Origin of the sequence: Microbulbifer variabilis (assembly GCF_023716485.1) — a bacterium.
Classification (GTDB): Bacteria; Pseudomonadota; Gammaproteobacteria; order Pseudomonadales; family Cellvibrionaceae; genus Microbulbifer; species Microbulbifer variabilis_B.
Genome location: NZ_CP092418.1, coordinates 197,144 through 212,289 on the forward strand (window position 1 = coordinate 197,144; position 15,146 = coordinate 212,289).

At 51.9% G+C, this 15,146-nt stretch carries 18 protein-coding genes; 9 read left to right on the plus strand and 9 right to left on the minus strand.

Annotated features, from left to right (window positions below):
* Positions 1 to 423: 423 nt before the first annotated feature.
* The 3 genes from MJO52_RS00920 (at position 424) to bla (ending at position 2,960) form a co-directional block, all read left to right on the plus strand.
* Positions 424 to 999 (plus strand): GNAT family N-acetyltransferase, encoded by a 576-nt coding sequence (locus tag MJO52_RS00920; protein WP_252084137.1) that lies wholly within the window; start codon positions 424 to 426, stop codon positions 997 to 999.
* 120 nt (positions 1,000 to 1,119) lie between these two features.
* Positions 1,120 to 2,088: an alpha/beta hydrolase gene (locus MJO52_RS00925; protein WP_252084138.1), complete on the plus strand. Its 969-nt coding sequence runs from the start codon at positions 1,120 to 1,122 to the stop codon at positions 2,086 to 2,088.
* Between the two features lie 5 nt (positions 2,089 to 2,093).
* Complete coding sequence (gene bla / locus MJO52_RS00930) at positions 2,094 to 2,960, plus strand: subclass B3 metallo-beta-lactamase (RefSeq protein ID WP_435583637.1); 867 nt, start codon at positions 2,094 to 2,096, stop codon at positions 2,958 to 2,960.
* Between the two features lie 226 nt (positions 2,961 to 3,186).
* Here the strand turns inward: bla and MJO52_RS00935 are convergent, their stop codons facing one another.
* The 4 genes from MJO52_RS00935 to MJO52_RS00950 form a co-directional block, all read right to left on the minus strand.
* Positions 3,187 to 3,630 (minus strand): MarR family winged helix-turn-helix transcriptional regulator, encoded by a 444-nt coding sequence (locus tag MJO52_RS00935; RefSeq protein WP_252084140.1) that lies wholly within the window; start codon positions 3,628 to 3,630, stop codon positions 3,187 to 3,189.
* The gene (locus MJO52_RS00940; RefSeq protein WP_252084141.1) at positions 3,630 to 3,917 is read right to left on the minus strand and encodes a putative quinol monooxygenase; all 288 of its coding nucleotides are present in this window, start codon (positions 3,915 to 3,917) and stop codon (positions 3,630 to 3,632) included. The genes MJO52_RS00935 and MJO52_RS00940 overlap by 1 nt, the downstream gene beginning before the upstream one ends.
* Before the next feature lie 149 nt (positions 3,918 to 4,066).
* Positions 4,067 to 5,563: a YifB family Mg chelatase-like AAA ATPase gene (locus MJO52_RS00945; protein WP_252084142.1), complete on the minus strand. Its 1,497-nt coding sequence runs from the start codon at positions 5,561 to 5,563 to the stop codon at positions 4,067 to 4,069.
* Between the two features lie 34 nt (positions 5,564 to 5,597).
* Positions 5,598 to 5,840 (minus strand): accessory factor UbiK family protein, encoded by a 243-nt coding sequence (locus tag MJO52_RS00950; protein ID WP_252084143.1) that lies wholly within the window; start codon positions 5,838 to 5,840, stop codon positions 5,598 to 5,600.
* 422 nt (positions 5,841 to 6,262) lie between these two features.
* Here MJO52_RS00950 and MJO52_RS00955 point away from each other — a divergent pair, with 422 nt between their 5' ends.
* The 5 genes from MJO52_RS00955 to MJO52_RS00975 all read left to right on the plus strand — a co-directional run bounded on the left by MJO52_RS00955 (position 6,263) and on the right by MJO52_RS00975 (position 9,742).
* Positions 6,263 to 7,018, plus strand: a complete 756-nt coding sequence (locus MJO52_RS00955) for a TorF family putative porin (protein WP_252084144.1) — start codon at positions 6,263 to 6,265, stop codon at positions 7,016 to 7,018.
* Positions 7,019 to 7,067: 49 nt separating this feature from the next.
* A complete protein-coding gene (locus MJO52_RS00960; protein WP_252084145.1) occupies positions 7,068 to 7,406 on the plus strand; it encodes a P-II family nitrogen regulator in 339 nt (112 codons plus the stop codon).
* 54 nt (positions 7,407 to 7,460) lie between these two features.
* A complete protein-coding gene (locus tag MJO52_RS00965) occupies positions 7,461 to 8,720 on the plus strand; it encodes an ammonium transporter (protein WP_252084146.1) in 1,260 nt (419 codons plus the stop codon).
* Positions 8,721 to 8,806: 86 nt separating this feature from the next.
* Positions 8,807 to 9,145 carry a P-II family nitrogen regulator gene (locus tag MJO52_RS00970; protein WP_152450594.1) on the plus strand — a complete coding sequence of 113 codons (339 nt, stop codon included), beginning with the start codon at positions 8,807 to 8,809 and terminating at the stop codon, positions 9,143 to 9,145.
* 372 nt (positions 9,146 to 9,517) lie between these two features.
* Entirely contained in the window at positions 9,518 to 9,742 is a 225-nt protein-coding gene (locus MJO52_RS00975; protein ID WP_252084147.1) for a hypothetical protein, read from the plus strand.
* Positions 9,743 to 9,820: 78 nt separating this feature from the next.
* Here MJO52_RS00975 and MJO52_RS00980 read toward each other — a convergent pair whose 3' ends face one another.
* From MJO52_RS00980 to lptM, 4 genes are all read right to left on the minus strand, one after another.
* Positions 9,821 to 10,558 (minus strand): DUF484 family protein, encoded by a 738-nt coding sequence (locus MJO52_RS00980; protein ID WP_252084148.1) that lies wholly within the window; start codon positions 10,556 to 10,558, stop codon positions 9,821 to 9,823.
* An 83-nt stretch (positions 10,559 to 10,641) separates the two neighbouring features.
* On the minus strand, positions 10,642 to 11,472 hold the full coding sequence (gene dapF, locus MJO52_RS00985) for a diaminopimelate epimerase (protein WP_252084149.1): 831 nt from the start codon (positions 11,470 to 11,472) through the stop codon (positions 10,642 to 10,644).
* A gap of 125 nt (positions 11,473 to 11,597) precedes the next feature.
* A complete protein-coding gene (lysA, locus tag MJO52_RS00990; protein ID WP_252084150.1) occupies positions 11,598 to 12,851 on the minus strand; it encodes a diaminopimelate decarboxylase in 1,254 nt (417 codons plus the stop codon).
* The gene (lptM, locus tag MJO52_RS00995) at positions 12,848 to 13,168 is read right to left on the minus strand and encodes an LPS translocon maturation chaperone LptM (protein ID WP_252084151.1); all 321 of its coding nucleotides are present in this window, start codon (positions 13,166 to 13,168) and stop codon (positions 12,848 to 12,850) included. The genes lysA and lptM overlap by 4 nt, the downstream gene beginning before the upstream one ends.
* Positions 13,169 to 13,273: 105 nt before the next feature.
* Between lptM and cyaY the strand changes: the two genes are divergently transcribed.
* Positions 13,274 to 13,600: an iron donor protein CyaY gene (cyaY, locus tag MJO52_RS01000; RefSeq protein WP_252084152.1), complete on the plus strand. Its 327-nt coding sequence runs from the start codon at positions 13,274 to 13,276 to the stop codon at positions 13,598 to 13,600.
* A 75-nt stretch (positions 13,601 to 13,675) separates the two neighbouring features.
* On the opposite strand, the gene argH is transcribed toward cyaY, so the two are convergent.
* The gene (argH, locus tag MJO52_RS01005; protein WP_252084153.1) at positions 13,676 to 15,094 is read right to left on the minus strand and encodes an argininosuccinate lyase; all 1,419 of its coding nucleotides are present in this window, start codon (positions 15,092 to 15,094) and stop codon (positions 13,676 to 13,678) included.
* Positions 15,095 to 15,146 lie beyond the last annotated feature (52 nt).

Below are 15,146 nucleotides of genomic sequence, written 5' to 3' on the forward strand. Positions count from 1 at the left end.
TGAAAAAGAGGCCCCGGATTAGTTTCGTATTCATTTGCGGCCTCAAGATCCTTCCTGCGCAGCTTACTATGTGACTCACATTCTGTATTATGACGTTTTGAAAGGCTTACACATTCCTGCGAAGCCGCGCCTTCTCGAGAACCATTCTGAAAGCCAGGGGCATCATGAATATTGAGTGATTCCCTGGTAATTTTTCCCGCAATCTGATGTTTCGTAGGGTGTGTGTTTTCTGCTGGACAGGAATACATACACCTATAGAACGGATTGTATTTCTTTTAGTCCATTTGATGCTTTATGAAGGCAGAAAAAGTTCGCCAAATTTAAGTTAATCATTTTTTAGTTAACTGGACTTTCATTACTTCAAAATGGTCTTAACGGTGTAGGTGTTACCAGAAATTTTCTCAGCGCGTAGCTACCCAGACTATGGCCAGATTGATTCAGACTGATTCAAAGCGATTAGTCCTTCGCCAATGGCGAGAAGAGGATCGTGGTGATTTTGCTCATTTAAATGCAGATACTCGGGTTATGCGGTTCTTTCCCTGCACTCTGAACCGAACTAAAAGTAATAAGCTACTAAATACCCTTAAGGAACATATCGATGAATACGGGTGGGGGTACTGGGCGGTGGAATTGAAAGAGAATGGACAATTTATTGGTTTCGCTGGTATTAAACATGCTTCGGCTGAGTTGCCTTTCTCTCCAAGTGTGGTACTTGGTTGTCGCTTCATCAGGGATTTCTGGGGGCGGGGGTATGCCAGTGAAGCGGCCAAGGCTGTCTTTGCAGTAGCATTCGAACAATTAAATCTTACTGAGGTAGTGGGGTGTACCGCATTACAAAATCTTCCTTCACAAAGAATGATGCATGGCCTGGGTATGAGTCGTGACGCCTCAATCTTTGACCATCCACTGGTACCGGAAAACAGCCCCCTGCGGCCTCACTGTTTGTATCGGCTCTCGTTTGATACCTGGTGGGAGCAGATAGGCGGAAAATCCTATTAAGTGGTTTAAATTAAAATTATAGATAGTCTTTAAGCTATTCAATGGAACCTATTTAATGGACTTGCGTCATAAACAGCAATCTCAATAAACATAAGAAACAAAAGCAAATGGAGGTGTTTTATGATGAATCTGTTTCGTTTAAAGGTAATAAAAGCTGTCCTTATAAATATTCTGCTGTTATTCAGTTTGCCAATGGCTCATGCGGAGTTCATAAAAAATACGAGTAAACGTCCAGATAACTCAACTCTTTATTGGTCTCTAGAATTTCCTGCCCACAGCGAGTCTCACGGCTTGTTACTGATCGCTCAGGGCTCAGGTTGTCTTCCTGCCATTAAGAATAAGACAGTACAGCAAGTTAAGAAGATTGCCCCAAAATTTGCCGTGCTATTGGTAGAGAAATACGGGGTTACCCATGCGGATGGCCCCAATGACCAATTTAAAGATTGCTCACAGGCTTATGTGACGAACCATACCGTTGAGCAGCGCACCCGGGATGTTGTGCAAATAGTCGAAGAGTTAAAGGGAGCTGACTGGTGGAATGGCAAGCTGGTTTTTTTTGGTGGCTCAGAGGGCGGTGATGTTGTTGCCCGTTTGGCCCCCAAATTAAATCCAGATGCGGCTGTAGTTTTCTCTAGTGGGCTTGGGCAATCTTTTGCAGAGGTACTTAAGCCCTTGGTTCCTCCTCATGTAGCGACAGAAGTCGATGCCAAACTCGCTTACGCACGGACGAATCCTGAAAGTGTAGAAGTCTGGGGGGGGAATTCTATGCGCTGGTGGGCCGATGTTGTCGATCGGGTACCAGTCAATGACTTATTAGATAGCCATGTTCCTGTCTTATTGATTCAGGGTACAGAAGATAAGTCCTCTCCTGTCAGCTCCGGCCGTGCAGCGCGTGATGCTTATACAAGCGCGGGGCGATGTGAATTAACTTATTGGGAGTATCCCGGTTACGATCACTATATGACTGATACCGATGGTGTGAATCACCGAAGAGAGGTTTTTGAACGAGTTGCTGGATGGATAGAAAATACCTTACTTAATGGAGCACCCAGATGTATATCCGGTGTAAAGAAAATAGAGAGCAATTGATGAATATAAGAACCAAACTAGCCGCGATAGTAATGACAGTTTACGCCAGTACCACGATGGCTGAAAATTTCTCCGTATTGCCGCAACTGGAAAACTACAAAGTGCCAGAATCCTGGCGCCAGCCAGTAGCGCCTCTTAAAATAGCAGATAATACCTGGCAAATAGGTACAGAGGGAATTACCTCACTGTTATTAAAGGGCAAAGAGGGATCGATTCTAATTGACGGTGGCATGGAGCAGACGGCTGAGCATTTATTGGAGAATATGCGCAGGTTGGGAGTCGCCCCCTCGGATCTCAAGCTAATCTTGCACAGTCAGGCCCATGCAGACCACGTAGGTTCCTTAGCTGAGTTAAAACGCGTGACTGGTGCACAGGTAGTAACCAATGCCGAGTCGGCTGTGTTAATGGCTCGCGGTGGTGCCAATGATATTCACTTTGCCGACGAACTTTTATATCCCCCAGTAAAGACAGATCGTATTCTGCATGATGGCGAGCAAGTGGTTCTGGGAAATTTGCGTTTACGTGTACATTTTATCCCAGGTCATACACCGGGCAGTATGGCCTGGACCTGGGAAGATGTAGCTGATGGTAAAGCTACAGACATCGCTTATGTGGATAGCCTTACAGCGCCGGGTTATCAACTGATTGATAATAGCCGCTACCCCAATATCGTAGAGGACTTCCGCACAAGCTTCGCCCGTGTGCGCGATTTACCTTGTGATTTACTACTTACCCCTCATGCACCTGCCAGTGGCTGGGAGTTTAAAAACCAAGCTATACAGAACAAAAGGGTAACTTGTGGTCAATATGCACAGAAAGCAGAAGCAAGATTAAATAAAAAGCTAGAAGCTGAGAAAAATTCAGATGATTAATTATTGGTGCCATTAAAATACACCCGGCTTAATTAATGCCGGGTCAAAAATTGATGTACCTTTGGTACAAGATAGAAATACATTAGTGGGACCAGAATGGCGGTCATTATTAAAGCCTTTAAACCAATTGCAATTTGCAATTCCAGTGCCTGTATCCCCAGAAGTAATAGAGTAACAATGGGGTAAACCAATGCCCATATGCACAGGGCGTGTACTATCGGTCCCTTCATTTGTTCAGTTCCTCCATAAATTTGGAAATTGTCTTAAAATACCCAGGCAAAATTTTCTGTAAAAATTGTTTTCCACCCTTGGTGAGTGCTACACATTTTGCCCTACCATCGCTGGAATCTGCTTCCATAGCGATAAGCTCATCTTCCACCATACTTTTCAAGGTTCGTGTCATTACCGGCCGAGAAACATCAATTCGTTCTGCAATTTCTGAAGCTAGTAAACTGTCTCTTTGTGGCTCCCGGTCGATGACGATCATTACTAGGAAACGCAGCTGGGAGGTTCCGTGCTCAGTAAAATAGCTCTCCAGCTCTCGTAAAAGCAGGCTTGCATCCCGCATCATGGTAAGTGCGCCCTGAACGGCTGTGGGATCTTTTACTGAAAAACGTTTGGCATATCCTTCAATCATTTGTTGCGAGGGAAGATCTTTGAGGAAAAACATTAGGCCAGTCTCTTGAGCTTATTGATCTCCACCGGCTCTTTTAACCACTCTTTATAGGCTTCGAATATCGGGGCGATATAGGGCATGGAGTAATGCTTTTCTAAGTCTTCCTGGCTACGCCACTCCTCGTATAAAAACAGGCATTCCCCATCCTGGTGCACTGCGAACTGGAGGCAGCCCTCCTCTTCGAGGGTATTTGGCACTATGGATAAGATGGCCTGTTTGGCTTGCGCAAAGCATTCTGTCTTGGGGAAAATTCTGGCAATAATGAATAGGTGATTATTCATAAGGTTAACTCAGCAGTGTGCAATATAGTTATCATGATAACTATAGTTTTTGGCCTGTCAAATACCAGTGCAATACACAGCTGATGGCGCTGTAGCAATGAGAATCCACTCAGGCGGTAAATTCGGGATTTAGAGGTCGTAAAGAGTTTTTAATGTGTATGAACGCTTGCCTGGCGTCTGTCTAGATTCCGGTAAGCCAACGCTTCGGCAATTTGTGCCGTACCAATTCTTTCCTGTTTGGCGAGGTCCGCCAGCGTGCGGGCAACTTTAAGCACTCGATGATAGCTGCGTGCGGAAAGCCCAAGTTTTTCTACTGACTGTCGCAGTAGTAGTTTTTCGGTATCGCCCAGGGCGCAGTGGTTTTCCAGCGATGCCCCTTTTAATAAGCTATTGATTGTTCCTTGTCGCAGTAACTGCTGTTGGCGGGCATTACAGACTCGCTCACGCACACTCTCAGATGACTCACCGGGAGGAGAATCCTGTAACTGTATTGCGCTCATTGCGCCAACTTCCACCTGCATATCAATACGGTCCAACAGCGGTCCGGAAAGCTTGTTGCGGTAGCGGTCTATCTGGTCCGGTGTACAGCGGCAACGAGTTTCCCCCAAATAACCACAGGGGCAGGGATTCATCGCGGCCACTAATTGGAAGTGGGCGGGGAAGGTAACTTGCGCTCTGGCGCGGGAAATACGCACCTCGCCATTCTCCAGCGGTTCACGCAATATCTCTAGGGCATGGCGGGGAAACTCTGGCATTTCATCCAGAAATAAGACCCCGCGGTGGGCCAGGGAAATCTCCCCTGGGCGCGGTGTGCTGCCGCCGCCCACCAGTGCGGTTGGGGAGGCGCTGTGGTGGGGGGCGCGGAAGGGCCTGTGACTCTGGTGGGGTAATCCAGCGCTAGAGTACACAGCCGCCACTTCTATAGATTCATGGCTGGTTAGAGGCGGCAATATACCGGGCAAACGGCTGGCTAACATGGTCTTGCCTGTACCCGGTGGACCATAGAACAAAAGGTTGTGCCCTCCTGCTGCAGCGACTTCCAGCGCCCGTCTCGCTTTGAGCTGGCCGCGAACATCAGCGAGGTCTGCGGTGTGTGTAATTACTCGCTCTAATTGCTGCTCGGCGCGGGGTAATTTTTCCCGGCCATGCAGTTCTGCACACACTTCAAGAAGCGAGTTGGCGTTAGCGATTTCGCTGCCAGCCAGGGCGGCTTCGCTGCCGTTTTCTTTCGGTACTATTAATAGGCGTTGAGCGGCAGCACTGGCGATGGCCGCGGGGAGTGCGCCGCTGACCTGGCGTATTCCGCCGGTAAGGGCGAGCTCTCCGATAAATTCGTAGCTTTCCAAGGGCTCACTAGGCACTTGGCCGGAGGCGGCGAGTATGCCTATAGCGATGGCGAGATCGTATCGCCCGCCGTCTTTAGGTAGGTCCGCGGGGGCCAAATTAACGGTGATACGCCGCTGGGGGAATTCAAAGTGGCTGTTAATTAGGGCACTGCGTACCCGGTCGCGGCTCTCGCGCACGGCAGCTTCGGGCAGGCCCACGATATGAAAGGCGGGGAGCCCGTTGGCCAGGTGGGTCTCAACGGTGACCAGTGGGGCGTTAACACCCAGCTGGGCACGGGTGTAGCTAACTGACAGGCTCACATTTTCATCCTTGATGCGGCGGCTTGTGGAAGAACTAATCCTCGGGTTTGTGTTCTCTCTGTGCGAGAGCCTGCTCCAGTATTTCCACCTTGTCTTCCAGGCGAGCCAATTTTTCTCTGGTGCGCCTCAGTATCTCCACTTGAGTATCGAACTCGCGCTGGGAGACCAGCGGCAATTTATCCAGTGAAACCTCCAGCGCACTGCGCAGGTCATTGGTAACTACTGTGCCCTGCTGTTGCAGTTCTTTTAAGAGTTGTTGCAGTTTGTCCGCAGCCACGGGCAACTCCTTGCTGTCAAAATCTTATTTAATGGCACCAGATTGTAACCCACACCCTATAGCCACAAAAGCTGACTCTTTGTGCACTATTCTGATCACTGCCTCTGCAAGATTCCCCACTTCTGTGCACGCGATGACAAACAGTTCCATCTTGGTGCGTGAGACTTTGTGGGCTCATTGTTCGTATTTATTCCGGTTGTCTGCTTTCCCGTTAACTTATTGATTTCATTGGATATTGCTGTCCTGGCATCAAGTCTGCAGTGAAAAGGCAGGTGTGCCATTTACGATCACTGGGAGTCTGGGAAAGTAGCGGTTCACAAGACGCAAGAGACCCTCTGTCATACCCGACAGTGCAGGACCGATTGCAGGCGGCGCCATTACAGCTCTTGAAATACAGCCTATAGAAATTTAGGAGAAATAAAGTGGAAGTTAAAAAGCATAAAATTGCCACTATTTTCGCTGGCGCTTTACTGGCGTTGGGCACTGCCAATCTAACAAATGCTGAAGAAAATACCTCTTCCAGCAGCTCTCAGGAAGAGGGCATCAGTTTCAGCGCCAACCTGGGTATGGTTTCAGATTATCGCTTCCGAGGCATTTCCCAAAAGGATAGAAATCCCGCAATTCAGGGTGGTCTGGATCTGGATTTTGGCAATGGCTTTTACGTGGGTACCTGGGCTTCGCAGGTGGATTTTGCTTATGGGTTTGATGAAACCGATTACGAGCAGGATTTTTACGGTGGTTTCTCCTCGGATTTCAATGACTCCATTAGTTACGACGTCGGCTATATCTATTACGCCTATCACGGCAGTGACCAGGATGAAGATTACTGGGAAATTTACGGCAACCTCAGTATTTCAGATCTGACCCTCGGAGTTGCTTACTCTCCCGACTATTGGGCGCAGAGCGACGAATTTTATTACACCTTTGCGGAGTACAGTTTCTCACTGCCAGCAGATCTGAGCCTGGATTTTCATGTTGGTTACAACATTTTTATGGAGCGTAGTGAGTTCCTTTATGAGGACGATGATTATATCGATTACTCCGTAACGCTCAGCAGAGGCTTCGGTGGTTTGAACCTGAGTGCGGCTTACGTTGGTACCGATGTCAGTAAAGAGGAATGTTGGGATACCGATTGGTGTGAGCCAACCCTGGTAGTTGGTGCTACTTATACTTGGTAATCAATTCGCCCGCGATATTTCGCGGGCATTTTTTTTTGGGGGGGAATCCATGAAATTAATCACCGCAATTATCAAGCCTTTTAAGTTGGATGCCGTGCGCGATGCCCTCAGAGAAGTGGGTGTTAATGGTGTGACTGTAACTGAGGTGAAAGGTTTTGGTCGGCAAAAGGGCCATACCGAATTGTATCGGGGCGCTGAGTATGTCGTGGACTTTTTGCCGAAAACCATGCTGCAGATTGCCGTAGAGGATTCTGAGTTAGACAAAGTTTTGGAGGCACTGGGCTCCAGTGCACACAGCGGAAAAATCGGTGATGGAAAAATATTTGTTGCCAACCTGGAGCAGGTAGTGCGCATACGCACCGGCGAAACCGGCAGAGACGCAATCTAACTCAATAGCAACAAACATAATTTTAAAAATATACAGACTTGAACGGAGAGAAACATGGAAAACCAGATATTTCAGTTGCAGTATGCAATTGATACTTTTTATTTCCTGGTAATGGGCGCCCTGGTGATGTGGATGGCTGCGGGTTTTGCCATGCTGGAAGCCGGCCTGGTACGCTCAAAGAACACTACAGAAATCCTCACCAAAAATGTTGCGCTGTTTGCAATAGCCTGCATTATGTATCTGCTCACTGGATACGCGATTATGTATGATGGCAACTGGATGCTATCTGGCATTGAGGCATTTAGCCTTGACACTGTACTGGCCGATTCCTCCAGTAATGGATTTGAAGGCGATTCCGTTTATTCGAGTGCTTCTGACTTTTTCTTCCAAGTCGTATTTGTCGCCACCGCTATGTCCATCGTGTCCGGTGCCGTGGCCGAGCGTATGAAGCTGTGGAGCTTCCTTGCTTTCGCGGTGGTATTGACTGGCTTTATTTACCCTATGGAAGGTTCCTGGACCTGGGGTAGCCAGGATGTCTTTGGTCTATTTAGCCTGGGTGACCTCGGTTTCTCCGATTTTGCCGGTTCCGGTATCGTACATATGGCCGGCGCCGCCGCCGCTTTGGCTGGCGTGCTGTTGCTTGGCGCACGTAAAGGTAAATACGGACCCAATGGCCAGGTTTATGCGATTCCCGGTGCCAATTTGCCACTGGCCACACTCGGTACCTTTATCCTGTGGATGGGCTGGTTCGGCTTCAATGGTGGTTCCGTATTAAAACTGGGCGATGCCGCCAGTGCGCATTCTGTAGCTATGGTGTTTGTTAATACCAATGCCGCTGCAGCCGGTGGTGCTATCGCCGCACTGATTACCGCCCGTTTGCTGTTCGGCAAGGCCGATCTCACGATGCTGCTCAATGGCGCTCTGGCGGGCTTGGTGGCAATCACTGCCGAGCCCTCTACTCCTACCGCGCTGCAGGCGACTGTGTTCGGTATGTTTGCCGGTGTTCTGGTGGTCTTCTCCATCATTACTCTGGATAAACTCAGAATTGATGATCCGGTCGGCGCTATTTCCGTGCACGGTGTAGTTGGTCTGCTCGGCCTTCTGTTGGTGCCCCTCACCAATGAGGAATCCACCTTTGCGGGTCAGTTGGTTGGCGCCTTGACTATCTTCCTGTGGGTCTTCGTAAGCTCCCTGGCGGTTTGGTACCTGCTCAAGTTGGCAACCGGTATCCGTGTCAGTGAGGATGAAGAGATGGAGGGTGTTGACTTGGCCGAGTGTGGAATGGAAGCTTACCCGGAATTTATGAGCAAATAGTCGCTCGGTAGTGGCGTCGCCTCAGTTTTGGGGAGATAGCCGCATTGAGGTTCCCGCAAAGAAGATAAACCAGGGGAAAACACAAGATGAAATTAATAACGGCCGTAGTGAAGCCCTTCAAGCTGGACGATGTGCGCACTGCCCTTTCCGAGGTCGGTGTCCAGGGAATGACGGTAACAGAGGTGAAAGGCTTTGGCCGCCAGAAGGGCCACACCGAACTCTACCGTGGTGCGGAGTATGTGGTGGACTTTCTGCCCAAGGTTAAACTGGAGCTGGCCGTCGATGACAGCATGGTGGATGCGGCTGTAGAAGCTATCACCAAAGCGGCGCAAACCGGAAAAATCGGTGATGGAAAAATCTTTATCACCGCGCTGGAGGAAGTGATCCGAATCCGTACTGGGGAAACTGGTAGCGAAGCGGTGTAATGTTTGCCGATTAATCAGGGTACTTCTATTAATAATGCCCAGTATGTTTAAGGCCCCGTAAGGGGCTTTTGCTTTACTTTATCCCCTAAAAATGATCCCTGATCGTCTCCTACTAGAAGGTTTCTCCCTACCTGTCACTTAAATCGCCATAACAAACTGCAATATCTCCTCGATTTTTTCCCAACAAAAAACTCTACGGGCTCCGGTGCCTGCAGCTGGCAGCGTAGATTGTAAGTGCCTATATATTAATCGCCGCTTTTGATGCGGTGGGCGATTGCTACTCCGGTGGCTTTCAATTTCATTGGCGCCGCGGGAAGGGGCGGCACAGAGGTACTCCCTCTGTAACAGGAGTAAGGGTTACAGGGTTTTGCTATGAAAGATAGTTATGAAGATCAGGGTAAGAACGCTCGCAGCAAGGATACAGAGGAATTTGCCGAAGAGCGCTCCATTACCTCCCGTGAACGCGCCAGAAGCCAGCTGAGTTCTGATGTTGAGGAATTTCTAGCCGGTGGCGGGGCGATTAATGAAGTCGATCCAGACGTCACCGCCGACCCGCCACGGAAACCGCAGCCAAAATACGGTAGTCGACCTATTTAGTGCTTTTCAACGTTGCCGCCCCTGAGATCAGGTTGGCGGCAAAATCTTTTCTGCAGGAAACCCCGAAGCCTGTTGGCCTCAGGGATTCAGTAGCCTGGGCAGCAGGCGCTCCAAAACTTCGCCAATATAAGAGAGAAACAGAGTGCCGAGGCTGGAACGGTAGTATTGGGGATCGGATGATCCAACTGCCAGCATGCCGAGCTGATTGCCGAGCGGGACCACTGCGGCGGAGGCAATTTCCTGCCATTGGTCTCCGAATAAATACTCTCTTTCCCCGGGGCGCAAAATTCCACATATTGGGCGGCCATTACGCAATATGGCGCCAATGGCCGTCTCTGCGCTGGAGAGTGTGCTGGTGCGCACTTCACCGAGCTTGTCGGCTGACACGCCCAGCGGCCCAAATAGAGTTAGGCTGGTAAATTCCACATTGAAGTCATGGGAAAAGCTGTTGTACAGAGCCGTGGTGGCCTCACCAATGGTCTGTGCTTCCAGTAGGGCGAGGATCAGACGGCGGCTATTAAAAAACAACTGATCGTTATCGCGTGCATTGTGCAGTAATTGGTCGAGGCGTTGCCGCATCTCAATATTGCGCTCGCGTAGCAGATTGGTCTGATGTGTCATCAGCGACACGGTCTTGCCATTTTCCCGCGGCAGTTTGATGGTTTCGAGCAGGTCCATGCGCTCGACAAAAAACTCAGGGTTTTGCATTAGGTAGCGAGCTACCTGGCGCGCGAGCAACTTGTCATCGCGCTGGGTTTCCCTGTGGTTGCCGGCGACAATCTCATCAGAAGTTTGATTGGCGTCTGTGTGTTCCATCGTGTTCTGTTCACATTGGCGCGGGCGCGTGGTGAATCCTGTGCTCTATCGGAATTAGAGCTGAGGCTCGCCCGCTAAATTATTTAAACAATGATTTGCCCGTGGAAAACTGTAGTCGCGGGCCCGGTCATAGTAACCGGCTGATTCGGCCCACTCCAGTGGATTGTCAGGGACCCGCCGGGAAGGCGGATTTCCACCTGCTCATCCACCAGGTCGCGCAGGTGGGCATACACCATGGCTGCGCAGGCACCGGTGCCACAGGCGTGAGTTTCACCTACGCCGCGCTCAAATACACGCAACTGTGCCTGGCTGCGGGATTCGACTTGCAGGAAACCCACATTCACCTTCTGGGGGAAGCGGGGATGTGCCTCGATTAAAGGGCCGAGGGTCTCTACCGGGGCGCTGTGAATATCGTCGACCAACAGTATGGCGTGGGGGTTACCCATGGAGACTGCGCCGATGGTAAAGGTCTCGTCACTGGCTTCCAGCAGGTAGCTATCCGCACGGCGATCGGCATTGAACGGAATCTTCTCCGGCTCTAAAACGGGGGCGCCCATATCGACACTGACCTGGTCGTTATCCAGTACACGAAGGTGCAGCATTCCCGCAGCAGTCTCGACCTTGAGCCGTTTTTTTCCCGTCAGGCGGCGTTCGCGTACAAAGCGGGCGAAACAGCGTGCACCATTGCCGCAGTTCTCCACCTCGCCGCCATCGGCATTAAAGATTCGATAGCGAAAATCTGCCTCTGGCCCCCGTGGCGGCTCTGCCAGTAGTACTTGATCACAGCCGATGCCTAGGCGCCGATCGGCGATTCGGCGAATTTTATCTGGTGACAGCTTGAGTCTCTGGCTGATGCCATCGAGCATTACAAAATCATTGCCGAGCCCATGCATCTTGCTGAATTTAACGCGCATTCCATTTCTCTGTAAAACTGATTGAGCGGGCCATCCTAGGGGTGCTCGCCACCGGTGACGCCGGCATTGCTGGCGCCCCGGAATTCTGTTGGTTGGTAATTAAGAGGCAAGGGTGACACAAACCGTTAGACCTTTTCAGGCACCGGGGTCTCACCCCGAACCAGGTCGTCGAAAGTTTCCCGTGTGCGCACTAAATAGCTATTCTCGCCATCCACCAGCACTTCCGCTGCACGCGGGCGGCTATTGTAGTTGGAACTCATGGTAAAGCCGTAGGCGCCGGCGGACAGCATGGCCAGTAATTGCCCCTCGCGCAGAGCCAGGGCGCGGTTCTTGCCGAGGAAGTCACCAGTTTCGCAAACGGGGCCAACGATATCCCAGAGTGTGTCCTCACCGTCGCTCGGAGTAACCGGCACTATATCCTGCCAGGCCTGATAAAGGGCAGGGCGTAGGTTGTCGTTCATGGCGGCATCGACAATGGCGAAGTTGTGTCCTTCGGTGTGCTTCAGGTATTCAACCCGAGTCAATAGAACGCCGCCGTTAGCGGCAATCGAACGACCGGGTTCCAGTATCAGGCCCAGCTGGCGTTCGCCGATACGCTCCAGAACCGCTTGCAGATAGTCTGCAACTACTGGGGGCTCTTCACCCCGGTAGCGGACCCCGAGACCGCCGCCCAGATCCAGGTGTTCCAGCTGGATACCTTCGGCGGAGAGGGTGTCCACCAGCATCAACAGCCGGTCGAGAGCATCCAGGAAAGGGGCCACCTCGGTGAGCTGGGAGCCGATATGGCAATCCACCCCGGTAACTCTCAGGTGAGGTGAGCGCGCTGCGTATAAATACACATCCAGAGCGCTGTTGATGGCGACGCCGAATTTATTTTCTTTGAGGCCGGTGGAAATATAGGGGTGGGTTTGTGCGTCTACATCTGGGTTGACCCGCAGTGAGATTGGGGCAACAGCTTCGCACTCCGCCGCTACTTGCTCGAGGCGGCGCATTTCAGCCTCCGATTCGATATTGAAGCAGTGCACACCCACTTCCAGGCCACGGCGTATCTCGTCTGCGGTTTTACCCACACCGGAAAATACTATTCGCGAGGGATCTCCTCCCGCCAGCAATACCCTCTCGAGTTCGCCCCCGGAGACGATATCAAACCCAGCGCCAAGCTGGGCCAAAAGCGACAGGATACCCAGATTGCTGTTGGCCTTCACCGCATAGCAGATCAGGCCGGGGTGGCTGCCCAGTGCTTCGGCATAGGCTTGATATTGGCGCTCGAAGTGGGCGCGGCTATAGACGTAGGTGGGGGTTCCGAAACGCTCGGCGACCTCTTCCAGTGATACCTGTTCTGCCCACAGGCTGCCTTGGCGATAACTGAACTCACTCATTTCTGCGGTGCTTGCTCCTCTGGGTAGCCCTCTTCCGGGTAGTCTTCTGGCGTAGAGTAATCCCCGGGTTCTGAATAGTCGTTTGGTTCGGAGTACCCTTCCGGTACAACAGTTTCTCCGGCTGGAACAAGTACCGGCTCATCCGGCTCCACCGCCGTGCTACTAGTGGGCACCGTAGTGGGCGGGCCTGTGGTGATAGCAGGCGCGGGTTCGGCCGGCGCCTGGGGCAGGTACAGCGGTCCTTTCTGACCGCAGCCGCTGAGGAGTGCAGATGCACTCAGCAGGGCGCAAAGGGGGTAGAGCATTTTCTTTGGCATGGGTGACATCCTGCACTCGGGCTTTAGAGCGGTCTTAGGCAAAAGCCTGATAGTATAGCGAGCCAATAGATTGAACACAGTAGACGGTAACAGAAGTAATAAAAGATGAGCCAAACGGAATATGAAGCGGCCATTGAGCATACCCTGATGGCGATTGAGGATGCCCTGGACGATTGTGACTGGGATATCGATTACGAGCGCAGTGGTGCCGTGCTCACCCTGACCCTGGAGGATAATGGAAGTCAGGTTATTCTCTCCCGGCAATCTGCCAATCGGGAACTTTGGATAGCTGCCAAGTCGGGCGGTTACCACCTCTCGTTTACCGCGCCCGGCTGGAAATGCAGTACCACCGAGGAAAATCTACCGACCCTGCTCAATCGCGTGCTGAGCGAGCAGCAGGGTGAATCGGTCGAACTGGGATTACCGCAGTAATCCCGGTTTACTGATCGGCCGTACCCCAGGCGCCCGGATGCAAAAAACGGGCTCCTAGTCCTGCTGGGGCCGGCCTTAATGACGCCCTTCAATTTGCACTCGTGCTTGTGCACAGGCAGCACGAACCTGGTCGGGAGCGGTGCCGCCGATATGGTTACGGGCGGCTACCGAGCCTTCCAAGGTGAGCACTTCAAAGACATCCGCACCGATATCAGCAGAGAATTGCTGCAGCTGTTCTAAGCTCAGCTCCGCTAGGTCTTTCTGCTGCTCAATGGCAAAGGAAACCGACTGGCCGACGATCTCGTGGGCATCGCGGAAGGCAATGCCTTTGCGCACCAGGTAATCCGCCAGGTCGGTGGCAGTGGAGAAACCCTTGGCGGCTGCCGCCAGCATGTTTTCTTTTTTTGCCTTGAGTGCGGGCACCATATCCGCAAAGGCGCGCAGGCAGTCCAATGCGGTATCGGCAGCGTCGAATAAAGGCTCTTTGTCTTCCTGATTGTCTTTGTTGTAGGCCAGTGGTTGGCTCTTCATCAGGGTCAGCAGTGCAATTAGGTGGCCGTTCACACGGCCGGTTTTGCCACGCACCAGTTCGGGCACATCCGGGTTTTTTTTCTGCGGCATGATAGAAGAGCCGGTGCAGAAACGGTCTGGTAGGTCGATAAAGTCGAACTGGCTAGAAGCCCAGAGCACCAGTTCCTCGCTGGCGCGGGAAAGATGGGTGAGCAGTAGGGCGGTGAAGGCGCAGAATTCAATGGCGAAATCTCGGTCGCTCACCGAGTCCAGGGAGTTCTCGGTCGGAGCATCGAAGCCCAGCAGTTCGGCAGTGCGCGCGCGGTCGATTGGGTAGCTGGTGCCGGCCAGTGCTGCGGCACCCAGGGGCGAGCGATTGACTCGTTTGCGGCAATCCATCAGGCGCTCGAAATCCCTGCTGAGCATGGCATTCCAGGCCAGCAGGTGGTGGCCGAAGGTCACTGGCTGCGCACTCTGCAGGTGGGTAAAGCCGGGCATAATGGTATCGGCTTCGCGTTCGGCCAGGTCTACCAACCCGGTTTGCAGTCGGGTTAATTCGGCGCCGATCCGGTCGATGCGGCCGCGCAGCCACAGGCGGATATCGGTGGCGACCTGGTCGTTGCGGGAGCGGCCAGTGTGCAGTTTTTTACCGGTGGCACCGATGCGTTCGGTCAGGCGCGCCTCGATATTCATATGCACATCTTCCAACTGCACCGACCAGGGAAAGTCACCCGCCTCAATTTCTACTGCAATCTCTTTCAGGCCATTGGCAATCTGGTGATATTCATCACCGCTCAATACCCCAACCTCGGATAGCATCTGTGCATGAGCGAGGGAACCCTGAATATCTTCCAGCGCCATGCGCTGATCGAAGGTGACAGAGGCAGTGAATCGCTCTACGAAAGCGTCGGTGGCTTCGCTGAAACGGCCGCCCCAGAGTTTGGCGGCGGGATTAGTGGAGGAGTCGGGTTTGTCGTTGCTCATGGTTTTCCTGGCTGCAGTGAGGTGAAAGGCCGGGGAGCTTGGTGGTATCGTG

Excerpts from the sequence above, each read along its gene's own strand:
- MJO52_RS00920 (WP_252084137.1), top strand. The coding sequence starts at position 424 with ATGGCCAGATTGATTCAGACTGATTCAAAGCGATTAGTCCTTCGCCAA.
- MJO52_RS00960 (WP_252084145.1), top strand. The coding sequence starts at position 7,068 with ATGAAATTAATCACCGCAATTATCAAGCCTTTTAAGTTGGATGCCGTG.
- MJO52_RS00965 (WP_252084146.1), top strand. The coding sequence starts at position 7,461 with ATGGAAAACCAGATATTTCAGTTGCAGTATGCAATTGATACTTTTTAT.
- MJO52_RS00940 (WP_252084141.1), bottom strand. The coding sequence starts at position 3,917 with ATGAATAATCACCTATTCATTATTGCCAGAATTTTCCCCAAGACAGAA.
- MJO52_RS00975 (WP_252084147.1), top strand. The coding sequence starts at position 9,518 with ATGAAAGATAGTTATGAAGATCAGGGTAAGAACGCTCGCAGCAAGGAT.
- lptM (WP_252084151.1), bottom strand. The coding sequence starts at position 13,168 with ATGCCAAAGAAAATGCTCTACCCCCTTTGCGCCCTGCTGAGTGCATCT.
- MJO52_RS00980 (WP_252084148.1), bottom strand. The coding sequence starts at position 10,558 with ATGGAACACACAGACGCCAATCAAACTTCTGATGAGATTGTCGCCGGC.
- MJO52_RS00970 (WP_152450594.1), top strand. The coding sequence starts at position 8,807 with ATGAAATTAATAACGGCCGTAGTGAAGCCCTTCAAGCTGGACGATGTG.
- dapF (WP_252084149.1), bottom strand. The coding sequence starts at position 11,472 with ATGCGCGTTAAATTCAGCAAGATGCATGGGCTCGGCAATGATTTTGTA.
- MJO52_RS00925 (WP_252084138.1), top strand. The coding sequence starts at position 1,120 with ATGATGAATCTGTTTCGTTTAAAGGTAATAAAAGCTGTCCTTATAAAT.
- cyaY (WP_252084152.1), top strand. The coding sequence starts at position 13,274 with ATGAGCCAAACGGAATATGAAGCGGCCATTGAGCATACCCTGATGGCG.
- MJO52_RS00935 (WP_252084140.1), bottom strand. The coding sequence starts at position 3,630 with ATGTTTTTCCTCAAAGATCTTCCCTCGCAACAAATGATTGAAGGATAT.
- argH (WP_252084153.1), bottom strand. The coding sequence starts at position 15,094 with ATGAGCAACGACAAACCCGACTCCTCCACTAATCCCGCCGCCAAACTC.
- lysA (WP_252084150.1), bottom strand. The coding sequence starts at position 12,851 with ATGAGTGAGTTCAGTTATCGCCAAGGCAGCCTGTGGGCAGAACAGGTA.